Annotated in this window: 24 protein-coding genes and 2 tRNA genes; 10 read left to right on the forward strand and 16 right to left on the reverse strand. The window is 70.1% G+C overall.

Translation table 11 applies throughout. The features are described from left to right. Positions 1–179: 179 nt before the first annotated feature. The 4 genes from rsrA to ABT186_RS32320 form a co-directional block, all read right to left on the reverse strand. Positions 180–482, reverse strand: coding sequence for a mycothiol system anti-sigma-R factor (rsrA, locus tag ABT186_RS32305; RefSeq protein ID WP_351221609.1), 303 nt, complete (start codon positions 480–482; stop codon positions 180–182). Next, the gene (gene sigR / locus ABT186_RS32310; RefSeq protein WP_351221608.1) at positions 479–1,162 is read right to left on the reverse strand and encodes an RNA polymerase sigma factor SigR; all 684 of its coding nucleotides are present in this window, start codon (positions 1,160–1,162) and stop codon (positions 479–481) included. The genes rsrA and sigR overlap by 4 nt, the downstream gene beginning before the upstream one ends. A gap of 254 nt (positions 1,163–1,416) precedes the next feature. Further along, positions 1,417–2,097: an alpha/beta hydrolase family protein gene (locus ABT186_RS32315; RefSeq protein WP_351221696.1), complete on the reverse strand. Its 681-nt coding sequence runs from the start codon at positions 2,095–2,097 to the stop codon at positions 1,417–1,419. A gap of 10 nt (positions 2,098–2,107) precedes the next feature. Beyond that, positions 2,108–2,923: an SOS response-associated peptidase gene (locus tag ABT186_RS32320; RefSeq protein WP_351221607.1), complete on the reverse strand. Its 816-nt coding sequence runs from the start codon at positions 2,921–2,923 to the stop codon at positions 2,108–2,110. A gap of 48 nt (positions 2,924–2,971) precedes the next feature. On the opposite strand from ABT186_RS32320, the gene ABT186_RS32325 reads away from it, so the two are divergent. From ABT186_RS32325 to ABT186_RS32340, 4 genes are all read left to right on the forward strand, one after another. Further along, positions 2,972–3,703, forward strand: coding sequence for a M50 family metallopeptidase (locus ABT186_RS32325; protein ID WP_351221606.1), 732 nt, complete (start codon positions 2,972–2,974; stop codon positions 3,701–3,703). 213 nt (positions 3,704–3,916) lie between these two features. Beyond that, positions 3,917–5,233, forward strand: coding sequence for a 3-phosphoshikimate 1-carboxyvinyltransferase (gene aroA, locus ABT186_RS32330; protein ID WP_351928091.1), 1,317 nt, complete (start codon positions 3,917–3,919; stop codon positions 5,231–5,233). A gap of 17 nt (positions 5,234–5,250) precedes the next feature. Beyond that, the gene (gene rsgA / locus ABT186_RS32335; protein ID WP_351928101.1) at positions 5,251–6,261 is read left to right on the forward strand and encodes a ribosome small subunit-dependent GTPase A; all 1,011 of its coding nucleotides are present in this window, start codon (positions 5,251–5,253) and stop codon (positions 6,259–6,261) included. Positions 6,262–6,367: 106 nt separating this feature from the next. After that, positions 6,368–6,691, forward strand: coding sequence for a DMT family transporter (locus ABT186_RS32340; protein ID WP_351221604.1), 324 nt, complete (start codon positions 6,368–6,370; stop codon positions 6,689–6,691). Positions 6,692–6,787: 96 nt separating this feature from the next. Here the strand turns inward: ABT186_RS32340 and ABT186_RS32345 are convergent, their stop codons facing one another. Further along, the gene (locus tag ABT186_RS32345) at positions 6,788–7,393 is read right to left on the reverse strand and encodes a TetR/AcrR family transcriptional regulator (protein ID WP_351928093.1); all 606 of its coding nucleotides are present in this window, start codon (positions 7,391–7,393) and stop codon (positions 6,788–6,790) included. A gap of 203 nt (positions 7,394–7,596) precedes the next feature. On the opposite strand from ABT186_RS32345, the gene hisN reads away from it, so the two are divergent. The 3 genes from hisN to ABT186_RS32360 all read left to right on the forward strand — a co-directional run bounded on the left by hisN (position 7,597) and on the right by ABT186_RS32360 (position 9,699). Next, positions 7,597–8,397, forward strand: a complete 801-nt coding sequence (hisN, locus tag ABT186_RS32350; protein ID WP_351221602.1) for a histidinol-phosphatase — start codon at positions 7,597–7,599, stop codon at positions 8,395–8,397. A gap of 209 nt (positions 8,398–8,606) precedes the next feature. Next, positions 8,607–9,008 (forward strand): CBS domain-containing protein, encoded by a 402-nt coding sequence (locus ABT186_RS32355; protein WP_351221601.1) that lies wholly within the window; start codon positions 8,607–8,609, stop codon positions 9,006–9,008. A gap of 274 nt (positions 9,009–9,282) precedes the next feature. Continuing rightward, entirely contained in the window at positions 9,283–9,699 is a 417-nt protein-coding gene (locus tag ABT186_RS32360; protein ID WP_351221600.1) for a Fur family transcriptional regulator, read from the forward strand. Positions 9,700–9,919: 220 nt separating this feature from the next. On the opposite strand, the gene ABT186_RS32365 is transcribed toward ABT186_RS32360, so the two are convergent. The 4 genes from ABT186_RS32365 to ABT186_RS32380 form a co-directional block, all read right to left on the reverse strand. After that, a tRNA-Met gene (locus tag ABT186_RS32365) sits at positions 9,920–9,993 on the reverse strand. Between the two features lie 77 nt (positions 9,994–10,070). Next, the gene (locus ABT186_RS32370) at positions 10,071–11,906 is read right to left on the reverse strand and encodes a tetratricopeptide repeat protein (RefSeq protein WP_351221599.1); all 1,836 of its coding nucleotides are present in this window, start codon (positions 11,904–11,906) and stop codon (positions 10,071–10,073) included. Positions 11,907–12,135: 229 nt separating this feature from the next. After that, a tRNA-Met gene (locus tag ABT186_RS32375) sits at positions 12,136–12,209 on the reverse strand. Positions 12,210–12,250: 41 nt separating this feature from the next. Further along, entirely contained in the window at positions 12,251–15,223 is a 2,973-nt protein-coding gene (locus ABT186_RS32380; protein ID WP_351928103.1) for a UPF0182 family membrane protein, read from the reverse strand. A gap of 164 nt (positions 15,224–15,387) precedes the next feature. Between ABT186_RS32380 and ABT186_RS32385 the strand changes: the two genes are divergently transcribed. After that, positions 15,388–15,930: a PPA1309 family protein gene (locus ABT186_RS32385; protein WP_351237402.1), complete on the forward strand. Its 543-nt coding sequence runs from the start codon at positions 15,388–15,390 to the stop codon at positions 15,928–15,930. 65 nt (positions 15,931–15,995) lie between these two features. Here the strand turns inward: ABT186_RS32385 and ABT186_RS32390 are convergent, their stop codons facing one another. The 4 genes from ABT186_RS32390 to ABT186_RS32405 form a co-directional block, all read right to left on the reverse strand. After that, positions 15,996–17,093 (reverse strand): YlbL family protein, encoded by a 1,098-nt coding sequence (locus tag ABT186_RS32390; protein ID WP_351237404.1) that lies wholly within the window; start codon positions 17,091–17,093, stop codon positions 15,996–15,998. Between the two features lie 80 nt (positions 17,094–17,173). Further along, the gene (locus ABT186_RS32395; RefSeq protein WP_351928095.1) at positions 17,174–17,338 is read right to left on the reverse strand and encodes a hypothetical protein; all 165 of its coding nucleotides are present in this window, start codon (positions 17,336–17,338) and stop codon (positions 17,174–17,176) included. A 137-nt stretch (positions 17,339–17,475) separates the two neighbouring features. After that, positions 17,476–17,937, reverse strand: coding sequence for a molybdenum cofactor biosynthesis protein MoaE (locus tag ABT186_RS32400; RefSeq protein ID WP_351237408.1), 462 nt, complete (start codon positions 17,935–17,937; stop codon positions 17,476–17,478). A 313-nt stretch (positions 17,938–18,250) separates the two neighbouring features. Further along, positions 18,251–19,363, reverse strand: coding sequence for an SDR family oxidoreductase (locus ABT186_RS32405; protein WP_351236567.1), 1,113 nt, complete (start codon positions 19,361–19,363; stop codon positions 18,251–18,253). Positions 19,364–19,553: 190 nt separating this feature from the next. On the opposite strand from ABT186_RS32405, the gene ABT186_RS32410 reads away from it, so the two are divergent. Then, positions 19,554–20,984: a zinc-dependent metalloprotease gene (locus ABT186_RS32410; protein WP_351236565.1), complete on the forward strand. Its 1,431-nt coding sequence runs from the start codon at positions 19,554–19,556 to the stop codon at positions 20,982–20,984. Beyond that, positions 20,981–21,502, forward strand: a complete 522-nt coding sequence (locus ABT186_RS32415; protein WP_351236563.1) for an NUDIX hydrolase — start codon at positions 20,981–20,983, stop codon at positions 21,500–21,502. Before ABT186_RS32410 ends, ABT186_RS32415 begins: the two co-directional genes overlap by 4 nt. A 58-nt stretch (positions 21,503–21,560) precedes the next feature. Here the strand turns inward: ABT186_RS32415 and ABT186_RS32420 are convergent, their stop codons facing one another. From ABT186_RS32420 to ABT186_RS32430, 3 genes are all read right to left on the reverse strand, one after another. Next, positions 21,561–22,316 (reverse strand): AIM24 family protein, encoded by a 756-nt coding sequence (locus ABT186_RS32420; RefSeq protein ID WP_351236561.1) that lies wholly within the window; start codon positions 22,314–22,316, stop codon positions 21,561–21,563. 17 nt (positions 22,317–22,333) lie between these two features. After that, positions 22,334–23,014 (reverse strand): AIM24 family protein, encoded by a 681-nt coding sequence (locus ABT186_RS32425; protein ID WP_351928097.1) that lies wholly within the window; start codon positions 23,012–23,014, stop codon positions 22,334–22,336. Positions 23,015–23,025: 11 nt separating this feature from the next. Then, a partial coding sequence (locus tag ABT186_RS32430) for an AIM24 family protein (protein WP_351928099.1) occupies positions 23,026–23,938 on the reverse strand: 913 nt, incomplete at its 5' end.

Here is a 23,938-nt window from a genome sequence, read left to right on the forward strand (position 1 = left end):
CGGACGGGTCCGGTCATGCCCCTTTCAGGCTCCGGAGCCTAGAGGGAAGGGCGGCGCACAAGGGTGGCATTGGAGGAATCCGCGGGCCTATGACCCGCGGATTAGCACGTTCGAGTGACGGCCGTCGGAAGTCGACCCCGAGTCCGGCGAAGTCGACCCCGAGTCCTGCGAACGGGAGTTCAGGACTCCTGGGGCGTCACGGTCACGTCGTGCTCGGGCACCGCCTGGCCCGAACGGATCAGGTCGATGCGGCCCATGACCTTCGCCCGGAGGTCGCTCGGCACATCGTCATGGCCGCAGCACCGCTTGACCAGCTTCTTCACGGCCTGCTCCAGGCCGTACTTCTCCAGGCACGGCGAGCACTCCTGGAAGTGCTGCTTGAACTTGTCGCGATCGACGTCCGGCATCTCACTGTCGAGGAACTCGTACAGATGGTCGAGGACCTCACTGCAGTCCGTCTCGTGCGGCTCTCCGCAGCTCATGAGCCCGAGCCTTTCGCTTCGTTCGACTCTCCGGCGCCCGCCGGGACCAGCCCGCGCTCACGGGCGTAGTCCTCGAGCATGCCGCGCAGTTGACGGCGGCCCCGGTGCAGCCGGGACATCACCGTACCGATGGGTGTCCCCATGATGTCCGCGATCTCCTTGTACGCAAAGCCCTCTACGTCCGCGAGGTAGACGGCGATGCGGAATTCCTCGGGGATCGCCTGGAGCGCTTCCTTGACGTCCGAGTCGGGAAGGTGGTCGAGCGCCTGCGACTCGGCGGAGCGCAGACCGGTCGACATGTGCGACTCGGCGCGCGCGAGCTGCCAGTCCTCGATCTCCTCGGCCGCACTGCGCTGGGGCTCGCGCTGCTTCTTGCGGTACGAGTTGATGAAGGTGTTGGTGAGGATCCGGTACAGCCATGCCTTGAGGTTGGTGCCCTCGCGGAACTGGTGGAAGGACGCGTACGCCTTCGCGTACGTCTCCTGCACCAGGTCCTCCGCATCGGCCGGGTTGCGCGTCATGCGCAGCGCGGCCGAATACATCTGGTCGAGGAACTCGAGCGCGTCCCGCTCGAAGCGTGCACTGCGCTCCGCGGACGACTCCGCGCCCGTGCCCCGGCCCTCGGGCTGCTCCGCCTGGCCGTTTTCGGTCCCTGCGTCGGTACCGGTGACCGGACCCACCTCCTCCAGCGACGTGGCAGGACCGAAAGCGGTCCCACTGGAATCGGAGGATAGACGAACATCCTTACCCGCCGCCGCCCGAATAGGGGCGGTCTTGGTCGCGTGCAGCACCGTCCAGTCCAGGTCAGCGCTGCTGCGACGGCTCGGGCAGATGGTCGAACCCATGCGGCGGACTTCCTCTCTACGTGCGGTGCAGCACGGCACGTGCTGTCTGATCCCCACAACATTGGTCCGGCCCGCAACATTCCCGGGCGTCACCCGAGTGACGCGGCCCACTTCACCACGGCGTCGGTGACGATCTCCAGGGCCTCGTCCTGGGTGATGTCCGCACGCTTCGGCACGGCGAAGCCGTGATCGCCGTTCGGCACGTCGACGATCTCGTACGCCCACCCGTCGCCCACCACCGCCGTTGCACCGACGTGCTGCGCGCGCCCCCTTTTCACTTGCGGGAACTCCTCCGGTCGGCCGAACGGGTCGTTTCCGCCCTGGACGACGAGCGTGGGCACGCCCGCGCCGAGCAGCTCGTCGGCACGGGACTTCTCGGGCCTGCCCGGCGGGTGCAGGGGGAAGCTCAGCGCGAGCACGGCGGCGGCACCGAGCTCGGTGGCCGTACGGCAGGCGACGCGGGCCCCGGCGCTGCGCCCGCCGGAGATCACGGGCAGCCCGCTCTTCTTCAGGGCCGGCCACACCCCCCGCCAGCCCACGTCCAGCGTCTTGGGCGCGGGCGCCACCTTCTTGCCGGCGACACGCCAGGGTTGCTCCACAAGAGCGACGCTCACGCCGTGCGCGGGCAGCACCCGGGCCAGCGCCTGCAGGTCGCGCGCCTCGATGCCGCCGCCGGCGCCGTGGCTCAGGGCCAGGACGAGCTTCGCCCGCTTCGCGCGGTGCCAGGTGACACGGGCCGTTCCGGCGTCGGTCTCGACGCTCTCTGTCACATCCGTCACGTCAGAAGAGTGTGCCCTCTTCGGGTGCCTCCAGCTCCTTCAGGAGCTCAGGGCCGTTGTTGCGGACGTTACTGACCGCCGTGGAGACCGGGTAGGCGCGCATCAGGCCTGCGGGCGGCGGCTCCAGCAGGGAGCGCAGATCGTCGGGGTCCGTGCGGGACGGGTCGAGCCAGGCGTCCCAGCGGTCCGGGGTGAGCATCAGCGGCATACGGGGGTGGATGTCCGACAGGGAGTACGGGCCCTGGGCCGGGGCCACCGCGAGCGGGGTCGTCTCCGCCTCCGTCGTGATCACCGAGCAGGTCACCCACCAGGCCCCCGGATGGTCGTCCGGGAGGGTCTTGTCCCGCCAGAACTCGTACAGCCCGGCCATCGCGAAAACGGACCCGTCGGCGGGGAGCACGAAGTACGGCTGCTTGCGCGGGCGCTTCTTCTTTCCCTCGACCTCCAGGTCGCGCTCCTGCTTGCCGGTGACCCACTCGTAGTAGCCGTCGGCGGGCACGATGCAGCGGCGGGCGGCGAAGGCACGGCGGTACGACGGCTTCTCGTGCACCGTCTCGGCGCGCGCGTTGATCATCCGCGCGCCGCCCTCGGGTGTCTTGGCCCAGGACGGGACGAGACCCCACTTGAGCGTGCGCAGCTGGCGAACCGGCCGTTTGTCGTCGGCGTCCTTCAGGGGACGGTCCAGAACCGCGTAGACCTCCTTGGTCGGGGCCACGTTGTAGTCGGGCGCCAAGGTCTCCTCCGGCTCCCACTTCTCGACCTCAAAGATTCCTGCGAGATCCTCGGGCCTACGACTCGCTGAATACCGTCCGCACATACGTGCAACACTGCCAGATTCGACCAACCCAGGGAGCCACTACCAGCAATGGACAGCCTCGCCTCGACCTCGCTGAGCTCGCTGCCCGACCTCTGGGACCGGGTCTTCGGGACCCAGCCCGATCCCGATCTGTGGGTGGTGATCGCCACCCTGGTCGCCGCGTTCGCGGTGGTCCTGCCGCAGGGGGTGTGGCGGATATCGCGCAACGCCATCACCATCGCGCACGAGGGCGGCCACGGCCTCGTCGCGCTGCTCACCGGTCGCACCCTCACCGGTATCCGGCTCCACTCCGACACCAGCGGCCTCACCGTCAGCCGCGGCAAGCCGTACGGCCTCGGGATGATCCTCACCGCCTCCGCGGGCTACACCGCTCCCCCGCTCCTCGGCCTCGGCGGGGCGGCGCTGCTGGCCGCCGGGCACATCACCCTGCTGCTGTGGGCGGCCACCGCGCTGCTGGTGGCGATGCTGGTGATGATCCGCAACGCCTACGGGGCGCTGACCGTGGTCCTCACCGGGGGCACGTTCCTGCTGGTGTCATGGCTGGCCGGATCGCAGGTGCAGGCGGCGTTCGCGTACGCAGTGGTGTGGTTCCTGCTGGTCGGCGGGGTACGGCCGGCCTTCGAGCTGCAGGCGAAGCGGGCGCGCGGCGGCGCCCGGGAGTCGGATGCGGACCAGCTGTCGCGGCTCACCCATGTGCCGGCGGGGCTGTGGCTCTTCCTGTTCCACGTGGTGTCGCTGTGCTCGCTGATGGGGGGCGCACAGTGGCTGCTGCGGGTCTGACGGCCCGGGAGCCCGCCTCCACCCGCCTCCCCCCGCACGGCGGGACATGAACGGGCACGAGAGGGCATGAACGGGCATGAATGGGCACGAACGGGCATGGGCGCGCATATATGCACGGCAATTTCGGCCCCGTATATCAGCCTGCTGTTTCGCTCGGATTTCGCCGATTTTGATCAAGATCTCCGGACTGGGCCAACCACTAAAGTGGGGCGCATGACCGTTCACCCCGCACACACCGCCCTCTGGCCCGCCCCGCACGCGAGCGGAGCCGTCGACGCGACGGTCCACGTGCCCGGGTCCAAGTCGGTCACCAACCGTGCCCTGGTCCTCGCCGCCCTCGCCTCCGAGCCCGGCTGGCTGCGCCGCCCCCTGCGCTCCCGCGACACCCTGCTGATGGCCGCCGCCCTGCGCGCGATGGGCGTCGGCATCGAAGAAGGGGTCGGCCCCGACGGCTCCGGCGAGACCTGGCGGGTGATTCCCGCCGCGCTCCACGGCCCGACCAGGGTCGACGTGGGCAACGCCGGCACCGTGATGCGCTTCCTGCCCCCGGTGGCCGCGCTCGCCGACGGCCCCGTCCGCTTCGACGGCGACCCGCGTTCGTACGAGCGCCCCCTCAACGGCGTGATCGACGCCCTGCGCGTCCTCGGCGCCCGTATCGACGACGACGGCCGCGGCACACTGCCGCTGACCGTGCACGGCAGCGGCGCGCTGGACGGCGGCCCGGTGTCGGTCGACGCCTCGTCGTCCTCGCAGTTCGTCAGCGCCCTGCTGCTCTCCGCGCCGCGCTTCAACCAGGGCGTCGAGGTCCGCCACACCGGCTCGACCCTGCCCTCGCTGCCGCACATCCGTATGACCGTCGACATGCTGCGCGCCGTCGGCGCCCAGGTGGACACCCCGGAGTCGGGCGGCGAGCCCAACGTCTGGCGGGTCACGCCCGGCGCCCTGCTCGGCCGCGACCTGACCGTCGAGCCGGACCTCTCCAACGCCCAGCCGTTCCTCGCGGCCGCCCTCGTGACCGGCGGCACGGTCGTCATCCCCGACTGGCCGGTGCGCACGACCCAGCCCGGTGACCGGCTGCGCGAGATCTTCACCGAGATGGGCGGCTCCTGCGCGCTGACCGAGCGCGGCCTCGAATTCACCGGTTCGGGTGCCATCCACGGCATCGACGCCGACCTGAGCGAGGTCGGCGAGCTCACGCCCGGCATCGCGGCGGTCGCGGCCCTCGCCGACTCCCCGTCGACCCTGCGCGGCGTGGCCCATCTGCGACTGCACGAGACGGACCGCCTGGCCGCGCTCACCAAGGAGATCAACGAGCTGGGCGGCGATGTCACCGAGACCGCCGACGGCCTGCGGATCCACCCGCGCCCCCTGCACGGCGGGGTCTTCCACACGTACGACGACCACCGCATGGCCACCGCGGGCGCGATCATCGGCCTCGCGGTCGACGGTGTGCAGATCGAGCACGTGGAGACGACGGCCAAGACGCTGCCGGAATTCCCCGAGCTGTGGACCGGGATGCTCGGGAACTGACGGGCGGACTCAAGATCATGCGCCGCTACGGCAAGCACACCGACGAGGACGACATCCGCACTCGCCCGAACCGCAAGGGCAACCGGCCGCGTACGAACATCCGGCCCAAGCACGAGGACGCGGCCGAGGGCATGGTCCTCACCGTCGACCGCGGCCGGCTGACCTGTCTGGTCGACGGCCGTGCGGTCATGGCGATGAAGGCCCGCGAACTGGGCCGCAAGGCCGCGGTGGTCGGAGACCGCGTCGCCCTCGTCGGCGACCTGTCCGGCACGAAGGACACCCTCGCCCGCATCGTCCGTATCGAGGAGCGCTCGTCGGTCCTGCGGCGCACGGCGGACGACGACGATCCCTACGAGCGCGTGGTCGTCGCCAACGCCGACCAGCTGGCCATCGTCACGGCTCTGGCCGACCCCGAGCCGCGCCCGCGCCTGATCGACCGCTGTCTGGTCGCGGCGTACGACGGCGGCCTGGAGCCGCTCCTGGTGATGACGAAGTCCGACCTCGCGCCGCCCGACAAGCTGCTGGAGCTGTACGGGGCGCTGGACTTCCCGTACGTCGTCACCAGCCGTGAGGAGCTGGAGAGCGGGAACGCGGCAGACCGGGTGCGCGAGCATCTGGACGGCAAGATCACGGCGTTCGTCGGGCACTCCGGTGTGGGCAAAACGACGCTGGTCAACGCGCTGGTGCCGGAGGACCGGCGGCGTACGACGGGCCAGGTGAACGCGGTGACCGGCCGCGGCCGGCACACCACGACCTCGGCGCTCGCGCTGCCGCTGCAAAAGGCGCGGGGCTGGGTCATCGACACCCCGGGCGTACGGTCGTTCGGACTCGCGCACATCGACCCGTCCCGGGTGATCCACGCCTTCCCCGACCTGGAGCCCGGCACCGAGGGCTGCCCGCGGGCGTGCAGTCACGACGAACCCGACTGCGCGCTGGACGACTGGGTGGCCGAGGGGCACGCGGACCCGGCGCGGCTGTACTCCCTGCGCAGGCTTCTGGCCACACGGGAGCGGAAGGAAGGGGACTGACCTCCACGTTGTTTGCGTCCGTGGTGTCCCGGTAAAGGCTTACTCGCGCACAGGGCCGGATCCGACCAGACGACGCAGTCGACGTGGGGACGCGGGAGGACGAGACATGGCGTGGCTGCTGGTCATCGTGGCGGGGCTTCTCGAGACCGGTTTCGCCGTCTGCCTCAAGCTCTCGCACGGTTTCACCCGGTTCTGGCCGACGGTCGCGTTCGCCTGCTTCGCGCTCGGCAGCTTCGGCCTGCTCACGCTCTCCCTGAGAAAGCTGGACGTGGGTCCGGCGTACGCGGTCTGGACGGGCATCGGCGCGGCGGGAACGGCGATCTACGGAATGGTGTTCCTGGGCGACCTGGTCTCGACCCTGAAGATCGTCTCGATCACGCTGGTGGTCGGAGGAGTGATCGGCCTGCAGCTCTCGGGCTCGGCTCACTAAGGGCCGCGCCCCCGAGGGGCGCGGGAAGCGCGCGATCAACCACAGACGGCCCGCAGTCGCCCGACAGCGCTACCGGCACCCCATGAGCCGCACAACTCACCGAAGCGGCCGCGGCAACGCATGCCGCACCAGCTCCGCAACCCCCTCCCCCGGCGGAGCCGCCACACACGAAAGGGAGAGCCGGGCGACCAGCTCACAGGCGCGCGCCAGCTCCATGACATCCGCCTTGGCCATGCCGGGCACGGCCACCGCGGCAACGGCGCGGTCTCGGACCAGGCCCACGAAGTCCGAGGGCGAGGGCAGCGGCCCATCGGCCCGCCGTTGCGCCGGCACCGCGGAGCTGGACGGCACCGCCGAGAGCGTCGGCGTGGGCAGGCGCTCGCTCCAGCAGCCGGTGAGCATGGCGCGGACGAGGGCGTTGTCACGGGCGGCCGACGCGGTCCACTCGGCGGCCGCGGCCAGCCGATCGCGGGGGTCCGCGTGGGCGGCGAGCGCGCGCTCGACACCGGAGAGGTAGCTGTCGGCCTCCCGGCGCACCAGGGCCCGGGCGAGCCCCTCCTTGCTGCCGAACTCGTTGTACAGCGTCTGGCGGGAGACACCGGCCACGGCGGCCACGTCCACCATGCGTACGGCGGACCATGGGCGGCGCGCGAGCGCCGTATAGGCGGCGTCCAGTAGGGATTCCCGCGCTGCAGGCATCATCGCCTCCCTCGGGGCCGGCGGCTCTGACGCACAGATTTGACGCGCATACCGGCACTGTCAAGGGTTCGCGGCGGCGCCAGGGGGCGTACACCCTTCATCGCGCGCCGTGATCACGCCACAGCGACCGGTTGGCACTGAGGTGCCCCGCGAAGATCCGCCGGGCCGTGTGGCCGTCCCCCGGAGAGGGCAGATACGGTTCGGTCATGCCCGACTATCTCGATGACCTGCGTCTCGCCCATGTGCTCGCGGACGCGGCCGACGCCGCGACCATGGACCGGTTCAAGGCCCTCGACCTCAAGGTCGAGACCAAACCGGACATGACGCCGGTCAGCGAGGCCGACAAGTCCGCCGAGGAGCTGATCCGCGGCCAGCTGCAGCGCGCCCGGCCGCGCGACGCGATCCTCGGCGAGGAGTACGGCATCGAGGGCACGGGCCCGCGCCGCTGGGTCGTCGATCCGATCGACGGCACCAAGAACTACGTACGCGGCGTGCCGGTGTGGGCCACGCTGATCTCCCTCATGGAGGCGGGCGAGGGCGGCTACCAGCCCGTCGTCGGCGTCGTCTCCGCCCCCGCGCTGGGCCGCCGCTGGTGGGCGGCGAAGGGGCACGGCGCGTTCACCGGCCGCAGTCTGTCCTCGGCGTCCCGGCTGCACGTCTCGCGCGTCTCGAAGCTGTCCGACGCGTCCTTCGCGTACTCCTCACTGTCGGGCTGGGAGGAGCAGGGGCGGCTGAACGGCTTCCTGGACCTGACGCGGGCGGTGTGGCGCACCCGCGGCTACGGCGACTTCTGGCCGTACATGATGGTCGCCGAGGGCTCGGTCGACATCTGCGCCGAGCCCGAGCTGTCCCTGTGGGACATGGCCGCGAACGCGATCATCGTGACCGAGGCCGGCGGCTCCTTCACTGGCCTCGACGGCCGCCCGGGCCCGCACAGCGGCAACGCCGCCGCCTCCAACGGCCTGCTCCACGACACCCTGCTCGACCACCTGAACGACCGGTATTAGACATCAGGGGTGTATTTGTGCACCTTGAGCGCCCCTGAACTCACGTCGCGCGCCCTCTTGTTGACCCGTCCTTTGCCTGCAACTCTGAGAGTCCCCCACTTGTGAATTTGTGAAGCATGGAACAGGCGCGTCCGGCGGGCGGCAACCAACGGATCCGGAGCCCTGAGCCCGTGCCTTCCCGTGCATCTCATAGGAGGTGGCTCCGCCCCATGCTCGTCCGCGACGCCATGAGCACGGTGGTCCTCACCATCGGCCCCGCACACACCCTCCGCCAGGCAGCAACCCTGATGTCCGCCCGTCGCGTCGGCTCGGCCGTGGTCCTCGACCCGGACGCCGGCGGTATCGGCATCCTCACCGAGCGCGACATCCTCAACTCCGTCGGTCTGGGACAGAACCCGGACACCGAGCGGGCCCACGCCCACACCACCACGGACGTCGTGTTCGCCGCGCCGTCCTGGACCCTCGAAGAGGCTGCACGCGCCATGACTCACGGCGGCTTCCGGCATCTGATCGTCCTCGACCGCAACGAGCCTGTCGGCATCGTCTCGGTCCGCGACATCATCCGCTGCTGGGCCCCGGTCCGTCAGCGCGTCCCGGCCGCGACCGGCTAGGACCTGTCCCCTCCGGCACACGGACGGGCCGGAGCCCCCACAGGGATTCCGGCCCGTCCCCTACGACAAGCGGTCCAACCCGGTCAGCCACACAGGGCCTGGACTGCGGCCTCCGGACGCCTGCCGAAGTCTCCGTCGGCCCGACGGGCTCCGACCGTTCCTGTTGTCCGGCCAAAGCCGAACTCAATCCTATGTTGGATAAAATCCAAGTCAAGGAGAGATCCAAAGTAACACCTGTTCGGAAATCAGTCTCCCTGCTGTTAGGCTGACTTTTATGAGTGACCTTCTGGAACGGCTGCGCGGACGCGGATGGCGGATGACCGCGCAGCGGCGCGTGGTGGCCGAGGTCCTCGACGGCGACCACGTTCACCTGACGGCCGACGAGGTGCATGCGCGGGCTGTCGCCAAGCTGCCCGAGATCTCCCGGGCGACCGTCTACAACACGCTGGGCGAGCTGGTCTCCCTCGGCGAGGTGCTCGAGGTCACCACCGACAAGCGCGCCAAGCGGTACGACCCGAATGCGCACCGGCCGCACCATCACCTGGTCTGCGCCCGCTGCGGCGCGATCCGGGACGTCCACCCGACGGGCAACCCGCTGGCCGACCTCCCCGACACGGAGCGCTTCGGCTTCACGGTCTCGGACGTCGAGGTGACGTACCGCGGGCTGTGCCCGAACTGCGCGGCAGCGTAACCACGGCTCCCCCTCGGGCCCCGGCACCACACAGGTGCCGGGGCTTTTCGCTGCGCAGGAGCCCGAGGTTCGAGCAGTGCCGCCGAACTGGTGCGGAGTGCAGGGCAGTTGCGCACAAGGGTGCGAGCTTCGTCACAAGGAAGCGGAGGAGGCGGAGGGACACCGGCCGTGAACGCACCAGGGCCGGAACCCTTTTCGGATTCCGGCCCCGGTTCTTCAGTAGCGGGGACAGGATTTGAACCTGCGACCTCTGGGTTATGAGCCCAGCGAGCTACCGAGCTGCTCCACCCCGCGTCGGTGAACGCAACATTACGTCAAGGACGCGTACAGAGGCAAATCGCTTACGGCACGGTGCGGATCCCCGCATCCCGTCACGCCGACAACTCCTGCCTCAGCGCATCCCGCAGCCGTGCCGCCCGCTCGGACACCTCGGCGGGGCCGAGCGACACCGCGCGGTCGGCCCACCGTTGTCCCTCCGCCAGCTCTCCCCCGCGCGCATAGACGAGGGCCAGCCGCAGGGCGGCCCGTCCGTGTCCCGCGTCAGCCGCCCGCGTCCACCACAGCGCCGCCTCCGGTTCGCTCCCCTCCCGCGCCAGCAGCAGCCCCAGATTGAACGCCCCGTTCCGCGACCCGCCCTCGGCCGCCTCCCGGTACCAGCGGGCCGCCTCCACGACATCGCCCCGCGCGGCGGCCAGCATCCCGACCCGTACCTGCGCCCGCCGGTGTCCCTGCGAGGCCGCCCGCTCGTACCACTCCTCGCACTCGCTCTTCTCGTTCGACGGCTCGCCCAGTTCATGCGCGGGCGCCGGCGGACGGCGGGCGTCCAGCAGGGTGGCCAGCCGGTAGGCGGCCTCCGCGCTGCCGCCCCCGGCGGCGCACCGCAGATGCCGCTCGGCCGTCGGTTCGTCGCCCTCCCGCAGCCGCGCGATACCGACCTGGAGCGCGGCCTCGGTGTGCCCGGCGGCCGCAGCCCGCTCGTACCAGCCCAGCGCCGCCTCGTCGTCGCTCCGGCCCGCGTACAGGATCCCGAGGTTGAACGCGGCGTCCACGCTCCCCGCCTCGGCCGCCTTGGAGAACCACGGTTCGGCACCCGTCGTGTCCCCGCCCTGCAGCAGCAGGATGGCGAGCGCGTTCGCCGCCTCGCGGTGCCCGGCGTACGCCGCCCGCCGGTACCACTGCTCGGCCTGCGCGGTCCGTGCCTGCTCGGCGCAGAGCAGCCCGAGGTTGTATGCGCCGTTGACATCGCCGGCGTCCATCGCCGCCCGGTACCACCGCTCGGCGGTCTGCGTCTCGCCGCGCTCGGCGTGCAGTGCGCCCAGCGCGTTCGCCGCGTTGCCGTCGCCCTCCTGTGCGGCCCGCAGCCACCAGACGGCGGCGCTCTCGGTGTCCCCCGCGTCCCGCAGCAGGAAGCCGAGGGCACAGGCGGCCCGCGCCTCCCCGTCCTTGGCGCTCGTCAGGTACCAGCGCCCGGCCTCCTTGAGGTCGCCCCGCTTCTCCAGGATCGCCCCGAGATGCAGCGCGGCCCGCCGGTGCCCGCGCGCGGCGGCCTGCCGGTACCACTGCTCGGCCTCGTCGAGCGCGGACGGCTCGACACCGTTGTCACCGGCGGCCTCCTGCTCGTGCAGGGCCTTGCGGTCCAGCGCGCGCGCCATACGGTAGGCGGCCTCGCGGTGCCCGCGCTCGGCGGCGGCCCGCATCCACCGTCCGGCACCGTCGTCACCGCGGTGCTCCAGCAGGTCGGCGAGCGCGTATGCGCCGAGGGCATGGCCCTGTTCGGCGGACTGGCGCAGCCAGTACTCGGCGGCGGGTTCGTCGCCGCGCTCGCGATGGTGCCGTCCGAGCGCGTGCGCGGCCGCCGCGGACCCGGCGACGGCGGCGACCCGCCACCAGCCTGCCGCCTCGTCGGGGTATCCGCGCTGATGGAGGAGGACGCCCAGGTTGTTGGCGGCGGCGCGGTCGCCCGCGGCGGTGGCAGCACGCAGTTGGGGCTCGGCTCCGTCGAGATCACCACGGCGCAGCAGCATGGCCCCGAGGACGCTCATCGCCTCGACGTCGCCGGCTTCGGCGGCGAGCCGCTGGCGCGCCTCTTCGGCGGCCTCGCCGGTCTCGTCCCGAGCGGAGACGACCTCACCGCTTTCGGCCCGCTCTGCGGGCTGCACAATTCGCCCTGACTCGAACAGAGTTGCCTTGTCCCCCATAACGTCCATCGTCGCACCACCTGCAACCTGGGTACACCTGGTATACCGCAGCCAGTGAGGTCACTTCAGCGTTTTGTCGACATGCCCACAGAGAGACAAGTCAAACACACAATGGCCAACTACCCCCGCAAGGAGCCGCACTTCACGCGAGTCACCAGGTCACGCCGTACGCCTCCTCGTGTCGCCGCACACGTCGAGGGCCCGGATCCATGATCAGGATCCGGGCCCTCGACTTCAGTAGCGGGGACAGGATTTGAACCTGCGACCTCTGGGTTATGAGCCCAGCGAGCTACCGAGCTGCTCCACCCCGCGCCGTTGTCGGGCAACCGTATCACGGCGCTGGAGGGCATCCGTCATCCGCCCGGGCTGCTGCTCGGACTGCTGCTGGGCGAACTGCTCGGCGAACCGCTCGGTGAGCTGCTCGGACCGGCGGACGGGCTGCTGCTGCTCTTGCTGCCGCCGCTGCCGCTGGTCCTGCCGGCCTTGGACTGCGCATCCTCGGCCTTCTTGAGCGCGGCCTGGAGGTCCTTCTGTGCCTTTCCGTACGCTTCCCAGTCGCCCCTCTTGAGGGCCTCCTGGCCCGCGTCGAAGGCCTTCTGGGCGTCGTTGAGCGCCTGTTGGACCGTCGGGTTTCCGGACGTCGGAGGGTTGGCGGTACCGGTGTCCGGCGGCGAGGTCGAACCCTGCACCCCGAAGACCTTGTTGAGCGCCTGGTCGAGCGTGTCCTCGAACGCGGTGTTTCCGCCGTAGGTCACCAACACCTTGCGCAGCAGCGGGTACTTGAGCCCGCCGCCGCGTACGTAGACGGGTTCCACGTACAGCAGTCCGCCGTCGAGCGGGACGGTGAGCAGATTGCCGTACTCGATGTCGGAGTCGCCGCCCTTCAGCAGTCTGATGGACTCGGCGATGTCCTGCTCGGAGTTGAACTGGCTCTGGACCTGTTTGGGTCCGTCGACGGTCGTGCTCGTCGGCAGTTTCAGGATTCTGATCTTGCCGTAGTCGCTGGTGCCCGCCTCGGAGTCGACCGACATGAACGCGCTGAGGTTGTCACGGCCGTTCGGCGTCAACGTCGTCGTCAGCGAGAACGCCTGCGACTGCTGGTCGGGCATCTTCATGCTCAGGTAGTACGGCGGCACCGCGTCGCCCGACTTGTTGGTCGGGTCGTCCGGCACCTGCCACACCTCGCTGCCGCTGAGGAACGTCTGCGCGTCCTTCACGTGGTAGCGGGTCAGCAGCTCGCGCTGGACCTTGAACAGGTCCTGCGGGTAGCGCAGGTGGGCCATCAGCGAGGACGAGATGTCGCTCCTGGGCTTGACCGTGCCGGGGAACGCCTTCATCCAGGTCTTCAGGACCGGGTCCTGGGTGTCCCACTGGTAGAGCGTGACCTTGCCGGTGTACGCGTCGACGGTCGCCTTCACCGAGTTGCGGATGTAGTTGACCTGGTTCTGCTGCGCCAGCACCGCGCGCTGGGTGTTGCCCGCGGTCAGCGAGTCGGCCGTCGTGTCGCCGAGCGTCGTACGGGAGGCGTACGGATAGCCGTTCGTCGTCGTGTACGCGTCGACGATCCACTGGATGCGGCCGTCGACGACCGCCGGGTAGGCGTCGCCGTCGATGGTCAGCCAGGGCGCGACGGCCTCGACGCGGTCCTTGGGCGTGCGATTGTACAGGATCCGCGAGCCCTCACCGATGGCACCGGAGTAGAGGATCTGCGGCTCACCGAAGGCCACCGCGTACGCGGCCCGGTTGATCGGGCTGGAGAGGCTGACCCCGCTCCTGTCCTGGTAGCTGGTGGTCTTCTCGCCGTTGTCGTCGGAGTAGTCGATCTCCTTCTGGGGACCGCCGACGATCGAGTACGTGGTGGTCTTCTCGCCGTAGTAGATCCGCTGCTGGTACGTCGGCAGGTCACCCTTCGACGGCAGGTCGGACTCGGTGAAGACGGGCTGGCCGTTGGCGTCGGCGGTGGTGCCCTTGGCGGCGACCACGCCGAAGCCGTGGGTGTAGCGGAAGTGGTCGTTGATCCAGTTCTGCTTCGGGATGCCCGAGAGGTTCAGCTCGCGCAGACCGATGACCGTGTCCTGGTCCTTGCCGTCCTTGTTGTACCGGTCGACGTCCAGGTTGGTCGGGAACGCGTAGTAGTTCTTCATCTGCTGGAGCTGCTGGAACGTCGGGGAGACGATGTTGGGGTCCAGCAGACGGATGCTCGCCGTGGCGTTCGCCTCGTCGCGCAGCTTGTTCTTGTCCTTGGTGCCGCTCGCTCCGGCGTACTCGGTGACCTGGGCGTCGTCGATGCCGTACGCCTCGCGGGTCGCCTTGAGGTTCTTCTCGACGTAAGGCGCTTCCTTGGCCTGCTCGTTCGGCTGGACCTGGAACTTCTGGACGATCGCCGGGTACAGCCCGCCGATGAGGATCGCGGAGAGGACCATCAGGCCGAAGCCGATGACGGGCAGCTGCCAGGTGCGCCGCCACAGGGTCGCGAAGAACAGCAGCGCGCAGATGACCGCGATGCAGAACAGGATCGTCTTGGCCGGCAGGTAGGCGTTCGCGTCGACGTACCTGAGGCCCGTCCAGTTGCCGGTCGCCTTGAAGTCGCTGGACTTCACGGCGAGTCCGTACCTGTCGAGCCAGTAGGCGACCGCCTTCAGGGCAACGAAGACGCCGAGCAGCACCGACAGGTGCCCGGTCGCGGCGGCCGTGGCGCGCGCCCCGGGAGAGGTGATCCTGAGGCCGCCGTACAGATAGTGCGTGAGCGCGGCGGCGATCAGCGACAGCACCGTGGCGGCGAAGCCGAAGCCGAGCAGGAACCGGTACCAGGGCAGGTCGAAGGCGTAGAAGGACACGTCCAGGTGGAACTGGGGGTCCTTCTGGTGGAAGGGCACGCCGTTGACCCACATCAGCCAGGTCCGCCACTGGCTGGAGGCGGACGCGCCCGCGATCAGGCCCACCAGGGCGGTGATCCCGAGCATCAGCCACTTCTTGTAGGGCGCGATCCCCATCCGGTAGCGGTCGAGGCTCTGCTGCTCCATGGACATGGCGCTCAGCGGCGGGCGCAGCCGGTGTGCGAGCCAGATGTTGAAGCCGACCGCGGCCGCCATCAGCAGGCCGAAGACGAAGAAGAGCCCGATCTTGGTCCACAGCGTGGTCGTGAAGACGGACGAGTACTTCACCGACCGGTACCAGAGCCAGTCCGTCCAGAAGCCGGCGAACATGACGAACGCCATGCCGAGGACGGCGAGGACCCCCAGCGTCATCAGCAGGGTCCGGGCGCCCCGGGACGGGCGGCCCACTCTGATCCGTGGCCCCGTCGGGCCTCCGCCGCGGTCCGGCATCTGGAAAGCCAAGGTGCGCACCTCGAAGTTCGCTGTCGATTCTTCAGGCCCCCGTGAACGCGGACCATGGATGAGGCTCCACGATCGCGGAGCCTCATCTATGCAACTTACTGGCGCTTTACTCGGTTCCCGGATCCGGGTGGGAACGAGGCAGGATTGTGACCATGTCCAACACTCCCATGGCAGCGAACCCGCTCACCCGGGCCGTGCTCGAGATCGACGAGTACGTCTCCGGCCTCGGCTGGGACCAGCCCGCTCGCCTCTTCGCCCTCGTAGACACCGCGCGACTGCGGACCGAGGAACCCTCGCTCGCGGCCCAGCTCGGCCTGGAGGACGAGTCCGAGACCGCCGGTCTCACCCCGGTCGAACAGGACGAGATCCCTGCCGACAGGCCGCTGGACGAGTTCCTCGGCACCATCGCCTGGCCCGACGCGGTGGCCGGCTGCGCGCTGACGGTGGAGCGGCTGATGCTGCCGCCGTCCGCGGAGTCCCAGGTCCCCGAAGGGCTGAGCGGGAAGAAGCTGGCGAAGTGGGTCGCCGAGCACCCGGAACGCCAGGAGGTGCGGATGACGGTGGCGGTCCTGCGGGACGGCGCGCGCGAGTCGGCGGTGCGGCTGCGCGAGAAGGACTCGGCGACGGAGGTGCTGACGGGTCCGGACCTGGTGCCGGGGCTCGCGGAGGCGCTGTCGGCGACGTTCGAGGACTGATCACTTCGTGTACGCGGCTGGGGGCGCCCGGTGTTTCCGGGCGCCCCCAGTCACGACGATGTGCGTCAGCCCTTGGTGGTGCACTTGGGCAGGTCGGCGGTCTTGCCCGTGCGGATGTCCTTGAGGGCGTTCAGCGCGTCCTCGATGGTGTTGACCTTGACGAGCGTGAGCCCCGCGGGGGTGTCCTTGGCGGCGGCCGCACAGTTGTCCTTGGGCGTCAGGAAGTACTGGGCGCCCTTGCTGCGGGCGCCGACGGTCTTCATCTCGACGCCGCCGATCGGACCGACCTGGCCGTTGTCGTCGATCGTCCCGGTGCCCGCGACGAAATTGCCGCCGGTGAGGCTGCCCGGAGTGAGCTTGTCGTAGATCCCGAGCGCGAACATCAGTCCGGCGCTGGGTCCGCCGACGTCGGCGAGCTTGATGTCGATGGTGAACGGGAACGTGTGATCGGTCCCGGCGGAGATCCCGACGATGGCGCGCTCCTGACCACTGTCGTGGGACTTCGCCGTGGTGATCGTCACATTCTGGGTCTTGGTGGCCGTCTTGTGCGTCTTCTCGGCGGCGGCCTGTTCCTTGGCGGGCACGACCGCGAACACGACGTCCTGGCCGGGCTTGTGCTTGGTGACCAGCTTGGCGACGTCGTCGGGCGCCTTCACGGCCGTTCCGTCGACGGCCTTGATGACGTCCCCGGCGTGCAGCCTGCCCTCGGCGGGCGACCCCTTGAGGACGGTGGAGACGATCACCCAGGACTTCACGGGGATGCCCAGTTCCTTCAGGGCGGCGACCTTGGCGCTCTCCTGGGACTGGCTGAACTCCTCGGCGTTCTCCTGCGTGGACTGCTGCTCGGTCTTGCCGTCCGGGTAGAGCGTGTCGTGCGGCACGACCTTGGTGTCATGCGCAAGCCATCCGTAGACGGCCTCGACCAGGTTCATGTTGTAGTCGGCGCTGGTGACCCGGACCGTGGTCATGTTCAGATGGCCGGTGGTCGGATAGGTCTTGCGCCCGGAGATCTGCAGCACCGGCTCGCCGTCGTGCTCCGCGAGCGTGTTCACCGTCGGACCCGGGGACAACTCCGAGTACGGCACTTTGATGAACACTCCCGCGCACAGGAGCGCGATCAGCATCAGGGTGGAGGCGAGCATCGTCGCGGTGCGGCGTGGCATGGAACGACAGTACGGGAAGGTGCTGTCAGCGCACCGCCGGGGCCGTCCGTACGAGCGGGCGGCCCCTGCCCCGGGTGCCCTCAGCTGCCCGAGTGGGACTTCTCCATGGCCTCGCGGAAACGCGCGTATCCGGCGAGCTCGGAGCCGTCACCCGCCGCCTTGCGGTTCCGGCTGGCCCAGCTCCCCCACAGTCCGGCACCGATCGCAGCCAAAAGCGGAATCAGCAACCAGGCGAGCGCCGCCATGCCGACCTCCCAACCCCATGAGCGACCGCAACTGACTGATCAGCAGATTAGCCATCCGCAGTGTCAACGCTCACGCCAGGGGTACGGTTACGCAACCGGAGTCCCGGTGAGAGGTCGGTTAACCCGCGTGGAGGGGGTCAGCAGGCCCCCACCCACTCCTCCGTCCCGTCGGAGAACTTCTGGTGCTTCCAGATGGGCACCTCGTGCTTGAGGTCGTCGATCAGCTTGCGGCAGGCGTCGAAGGCCTCGCCTCGGTGGGGACATGCCACGGCGACGACGACGGCGAGATCACCGACCCGAAGATCCCCCACGCGATGCACCGCGGCGAGCGCCCGCACGGGATATTCGGCGACGACCTTCTCGGCGATCCGCCGCATCTCGGCCTCGGCACCGGGATGGCACGAGTACCCGAGCGCGTCGACATCGGCCCCGCCGTCGTGGTTCCGCACGGTCCCGACGAACAACGCGGTCCCGCCGGCGGCATCGTCACCGACGGCCCGGAAGACCTCGTCGACGGAGAGCGGGGTGTCACGGATCGCAAGCAGCTTGATGGGATCGTCCGCCGCCTGCTCACCGGGGTGGTCGCTGTGGGGTGCCATGCCCCCATCGTGCCGTACGCCGGTGACAACGAGGAACAGAAGATTTACCTGGCACGCGCGCGAGCTGGTTCGGAGCGTCCTACAGGGGGCGGGCAGAGCATCCAGGGCATCATCGCCACTCAGTGCAGCTCAGCCACTTCCAGCCCGTCCGGAGCTTGAGGACGAGGCCGTTCAGGCCGAAAGCGGAGGTCTGGGGGCGGCAGCCCCCAGGGCAGAGGCGCGGGGGACGCAGTCCCCGGCGGGGTCCCCGGGGGCAGCGCCCCCGGGGGCGGAAGACCGGAGGCCCCGCCCCGGCGCACCCGCGCCCACCCCATCAGATCCGCCGCCGAGCCTTCCGCGCCCGCCGCACCACCGCAGCCGCACCCAGCAGAGCCACCGTCGCCCCCGCGGCCCCCGCCGCCGTCGCGTCCTTGCGCCCGAGCCGCCGCCCCACCACGGTGTGCCGCCCGGCCACCTCCTCCAGCAGCTCCGCGAGGACCTCCTCGTTCGTCCACTGCGGCCGCCACCCGGCGTCGTGCAACCGGCTCCCGCTCACCACCCAGGGGTACATCGTGTACGCGAGATCCCCGGCGGGCGAGGGCGTGAGCCCGATCCGGTGCAACCGGGCCGCCGCCCCCAGGGCGACCGCCGACGGCAGCTCCATCCGCCGGATCCCGCTCAGCTCCTCGACCTCCTCCTGCTCTAGCCACCCGTCACACCCGACGGCCAGTTCCCCGTCCACCTTCTCCAGAACGGCGTACTCCAGGGCACTGCACAGGTCCTCGACATGACAGAACTGCCAGGCCGGCCGCGACCCCGCCACCACCAGCAGCCGAGGCGACTCGAAATACCTGGTCAGCGCCGTGTCCGTACCCCCGACCAGCACGGCGGGCCGTACGACGGTGACATTGAGCCCCGGATGGGCCCGCGGCGCCCGCCGCGCGAGCCGCTCGATCTCCAGCAGGTCCCCGACCCCGGTCGCCTCCGCCGTGGCCCGCAGCTCGGCGTCCTCGGAGAGCGGCAGCTCGTTGTCCGGCAGCGCCCCGTACACCATTGCGGATGTGCACAGCACCACCCGGTGCACCCCGGCCGCCGCGGCGGCGGTCAGCACGGTCTGCGTCCCCCGGACGTTGTACGCGGTCCGCGCCGCCGCATCCGACTCCAGGTAGAGATCGAGGGCCAGGTGCACCACGACGTCGGCGCCCCGCAGCTTGTCCGCGATCGCCGGATCCCGCACGTCGAGGATGTGCCACTGCGCCGCCGCGCACTCCCCTCGGCGCTCGTCGATGGCCACGACCTGCTTGATCTCGTCGGACGCGGCGAGCCGCTCGGTGAGCAGCGCGCCGACGCCGGACGCGGCACCGGTGACCGCGACGACGGGCCCTCGAAGGGCCGGACTGGTTGAATGGTTTCGCGCTGCGCGAACCTGCGGATCTGGGGAACTCACCGGGCGTCTCCAGCGGTTGTCTTCAGTACGAACGCGACGCACGCGTGCGCACCAGGTGGCATCCATCCTGCCGCAGGCCAGGTGTCGGCGAAGCACCCAGGCTCGATCGGGCCCGGGTGTCTACGCTGGTGGTGTTGTCGGGCAGCCAGCCGCCGGAAGGAACCGGTGGCCTTACCAGCCGAGGAATCCCGTGAGTGACACCCCATTCGGATTCGGCCTTCCGCCGGAGGAGCCGGAGCACGGCGACGAGGGCAAGAAGAAGGACCAGCAGAGCGGTGGTGGTCAGGGACCGGCCAATCCGTTCGGTTTCGGGCTGCCCGGAGCCGGCGGTGCCGGCGCCGACAACCCGTTCGCCGCGATGTTCGGTTCCATGAACCCCACCGATCTGGGCGCTGCCTTCCAGCAGCTGGGCCAGATGCTCTCGTACGAGGGCGGCCCGGTGAACTGGGACATGGCCAAGCAGATCGCCCGCCAGACGGTCTCGCAGGGCACCCCGGACGGCACGAAGGACGCGAGCGTGAGCCCTGGCGAGCGCACCGCGGTCGAGGAGGCCGTCCGCCTGGCCGACCTGTGGCTCGACGACGCGACGTCGCTTCCGTCGGGCGCGGGCGCCGCCGTGGCCTGGAGCCGCGCGGAGTGGGTCGAGGCGACCCTGCCGGTGTGGCAGGAGCTCGTCGACCCGGTCGCCGAGCGCGTCGGCGCGGCCATGGGCGAAGTCCTGCCGGAGGAGATGCAGGCCATGGCGGGCCCGCTGATCGGCATGATGCGTTCCATGGGCGGCGCCATGTTCGGCACGCAGATCGGGCAGGCCCTGGGCGTGCTCGCGGGCGAGGTCGTCGGCTCGACCGACATCGGCCTGCCGCTCGCCCCGGCCGGCAAGGCCGCTCTGCTGCCGCTGAACATCGAGGCGTTCGGCAAGGACCTGGGCGTACCCCAGGAGGAGGTGCGGCTGTATCTCGCGCTGCGCGAGGCCGCCCACCAGCGCCTGTTCGCGCATGTTCCCTGGCTGCGCTCGCATCTGTTCGGCGCGGTCGAGGGGTATGCGCGCGGCATCAAGGTCGACACGTCGAAGCTGGAGGACGTGGTCGGCCAGTTCGACCCGCAGAACCCGGAGGAGCTGCAGCAGGCGCTCCAGCAGGGCATGTTCCAGCCGGAGGACACGCCGGAGCAGAAGGCGGCCCTGGCCCGTCTGGAGACGGCGCTTGCGCTCGTCGAGGGCTGGGTGGACGCGGTGGTGCATGCGGCCGCGAAGCCGCGCCTGGCGTCCGCGGACGCGCTGCGCGAGACCCTGCGCCGCCGCCGCGCCACGGGCGGCCCGGCGGAGCAGACGTTCGCCACCCTGATCGGTCTGGAGTTGCGCCCGCGCCGTCTGCGGGATGCCTCGCGCCTGTGGGCGTCACTCACGGACGCGCGCGGTGTGGACGGCCGGGACGGTCTGTGGGCCCACCCGGACATGCTCCCGACGGCGTCGGACCTGGACGATCCGGACGGTTTCGTGCACCGCGAGCAGCTGGACTTCTCCGAGCTGGACAAGATGCTCGGCGAGGCGGCGGACGGCTCCGCCGGGAAGCCGGACCTGAAGAAGAAGGACGAGGGCGACAAGGGCGACGACGCCGAGTGAGCCTTTACGACGACGCGGTCCTCGTACTGAAGGGGTACGAGGACCAGGCAGAACTGCGCCAGGCTTATCTGGACCACCTTGCGGCCCACCCGGACGGCATGTGGAAGGCGTGCCACTCCGGGCACATCACGGCGAGCGCACTGGTGATCGATCCCGGGCGGGACCGGGTGCTGCTCACCCTGCACAGGAAGCTGAAGATGTGGCTGCAGATGGGCGGCCACTGCGAGCCGGGCGATAGGACCCTCGAGGCCGCGGCCCTGCGCGAGGCCACGGAGGAGTCCGGCATCGCCGGGCTGAGACTGCTGCCGGGCGGCCCGGTACGCCTGGACCGGCATCCGATCCCGGCGCCCTGCCACTGGCACTTCGACGTGCAGTACGCCGTGGTGGCGCCGCCGGACGCGAAGCACGCGATCAGCGACGAGTCACTGGACGTGCGCTGGTTCCCGTACGACGAGGTCACGGACGTGGCCGACGAGTCGGTCGTACGCCTGTTGGAAGCAACGCGCGCCAGGCTCTGAAAACGTAACGCGTAAGGGGTGGCCGCTATTGCGGTCACCCCTTACATACGTCTGCCGTTCAGCTCCAGACGTTGCCCTGGTTCTGCCCCCGCGCCCCGTACTGGCCCATGCCGTACTGGGCCCGCAGCCCCTGGCCGATCACCGCGTTCTGCGGCGGCAGCAGCTCGCTGGGCTGGACGAGGGCGAAACCGCTGCCCATGAAGCTGAGCTCCCAGCCTTCTCCGGTGTTGCCGCGGCGGCGCCACACCCCGGAGGAATGCGTCTGCGCCTGCATCTGGACACGCAGGCCGGTGGACCAGGCGACGATCGCGTCCGCGTCGCAGTTGACGTACTTGTCCGGCGTGACCTGCATCAGCAGGGGCGCGCCCGACGTCATCAGCGCGACCTTGCCGCGGCCGGTGATGTTGAGCTGGTACTTGCCGGAACCGGAGATGCCGTACTGGCTGTCCACGGCGATCACCTCGTGATGCAGCGAGGAGTCCATCGCCAGGACGTAGCTGCTGTCGACGGTGAGCCCGTCCTGCTCGACGTCCATGATGTGCACGTGCTGGGCGAGGTTCGCGAGATAGACGGTGCCCTGTCCGTGACAGCGCATCAAGTCCAGGCCCTCGCCGGTGTACGCACGCGCGCGCTGCTGGCCGCTGTGCTGGTACTCGGCGTCGAACTCGATCAGCCCCTGGTAGGCGACCATGGTGCCCTTGCGCGCCAGGATGTCGTCGTGGCCCTCGAGGACGACGCGCAGCATCTGCGGGTTCTGCAGGCTGTAGCGATCCTGGGTCTGCTGCTCGTTGTAGCCGAAAAGCGTGCTCTGCATGGTGTGCGGCTTCCCCCTCAGCCCCGGATCCGGAGGCGGTCGGTGCTGTCCTCGCTGGGCTGGACGACCACGATGCCCTGCCCGGAGAACGCCATCTGGTACGCCTCGCCGCTTCCGCGCCCGATCAGCGACTGCGCCTTGAAGCTGCGCTTGCCCTTCACCTTCAGGTTCGGGGACCAGGCGACGAGGGCGTCCGGGTCGACGTACGTCTCGTCCTCACCGCCGCCGCAGTCGACGACGATCGGCGTGCCCCGAGAGGTCAGCGCGACCCAGCCCTGTCCGGAGATCTTCGTGTTCCACAGGCCCTGCCCGGCGAACTTGGCGAGCCCTTTGACGCGTTCGACGCCCCACTGCAGATGCGCGTCGAAGGCGAGCAGGTTGGTGGCGTTGACGGAGACCGCGTCACCGTTCAGGTTGATGACGACGACGTTCGCCCCGTAGTCGGCAAGGTAGAGCAGACCGTCACCGGTGCACTTCATGAGGGGCGCGCCCTCACCCGTGATCCAGTCCCGCGCGATCTGCCGCGCGGCGGGCGGGTTGGGCTCGTACTGGACGAACCCTTCATAGGCGACCATCGACCCCACGCGCGCGTAGAGGTCGTTCCCGGTCTGCATGGCGACCTTCAGCATGTGGCTGCCGTGGTTCTCCATGCGGGCGGTGACGGGTGCGGGAGCGAAGCCCGCGAGCGGCTGGTTCATGACGGGCTCCCTCAGACCTCGTAGGGCTGGACGACGACGAAATTCCCGGGCGCGGCGCGGAACTGCAGGTTGATGCTCTCGCCGGTGTCCCCGGGGTAGGCGTTGCGGCGCATGCGCACCTGGCTGGAGACGATGACCTGGGCGGCGGCCGACCAGGCGACGACGGCGTTGCTGTCGACGAACGTCGTCGGTGTCACGGGCAGCACCACGGGCGCGCCGTGTGTCTTCACGACGATCGTGCCGGTCCCCTGGAACTGCATCGTGAACAGCGCGCCCCCGGGGATGCCGTGTCCCTCGATGCGCCGGACCTCGTACTGGAGGGACTCGTCGAAGGCGAGGACGTTCTCCGCGGAGACGCAGATCGCGTCGCCCTGGAGCTCGATCGGGTGCAGATGGGTGGCCCTCTCGGCAAGGAACACCTGCCCCTGGCCCGTACAGCGCATCAGCTGCATCTCCTGGCCGGTCGCGTTGCCCACGATCCGTCCGGCGAAGCCCGCTCCCTTGTAGCTGAAGTCGACCTTGCCCTGGTACAGCACCATGCTGCCCTGCCGGGCCAGCACGGGCTGGCCGCCGAGGCCGAGGTCGACGCGGACGAGCTTCTTGTTCTGCTGCGTCCACCGCTGCCCGGTGGGCGTCTCCTTGAAGACCTGCAGCGCGGCAGTCACACCGGCACCGCCCTGCTGGGCGCCCTGGGGAGCACCGTACGGGGAAGGGGCCGCGGGCTGGCCGGGGTACTGGCCCTGAGCCTGCCCGTACGGCGGCTGCTGGCCGTAACCGGGGGGCGCGGGCGGGGTCTGCTGACCGTAGCCGGGAGGCATCGGTGCGGCCGGCTGCTGTCCGTATCCCGGTGGCGGGCCCGGCGGCCCGGGCGGCTGGGCGTAGGGCGCGGGACCCGGCGGGGGCACGGTTCCGCCGGGCGGGGTG

This window comes from Streptomyces sp. NPDC001634 (assembly GCF_040298185.1).
Classification (GTDB): domain Bacteria; phylum Actinomycetota; class Actinomycetes; order Streptomycetales; family Streptomycetaceae; genus Streptomyces.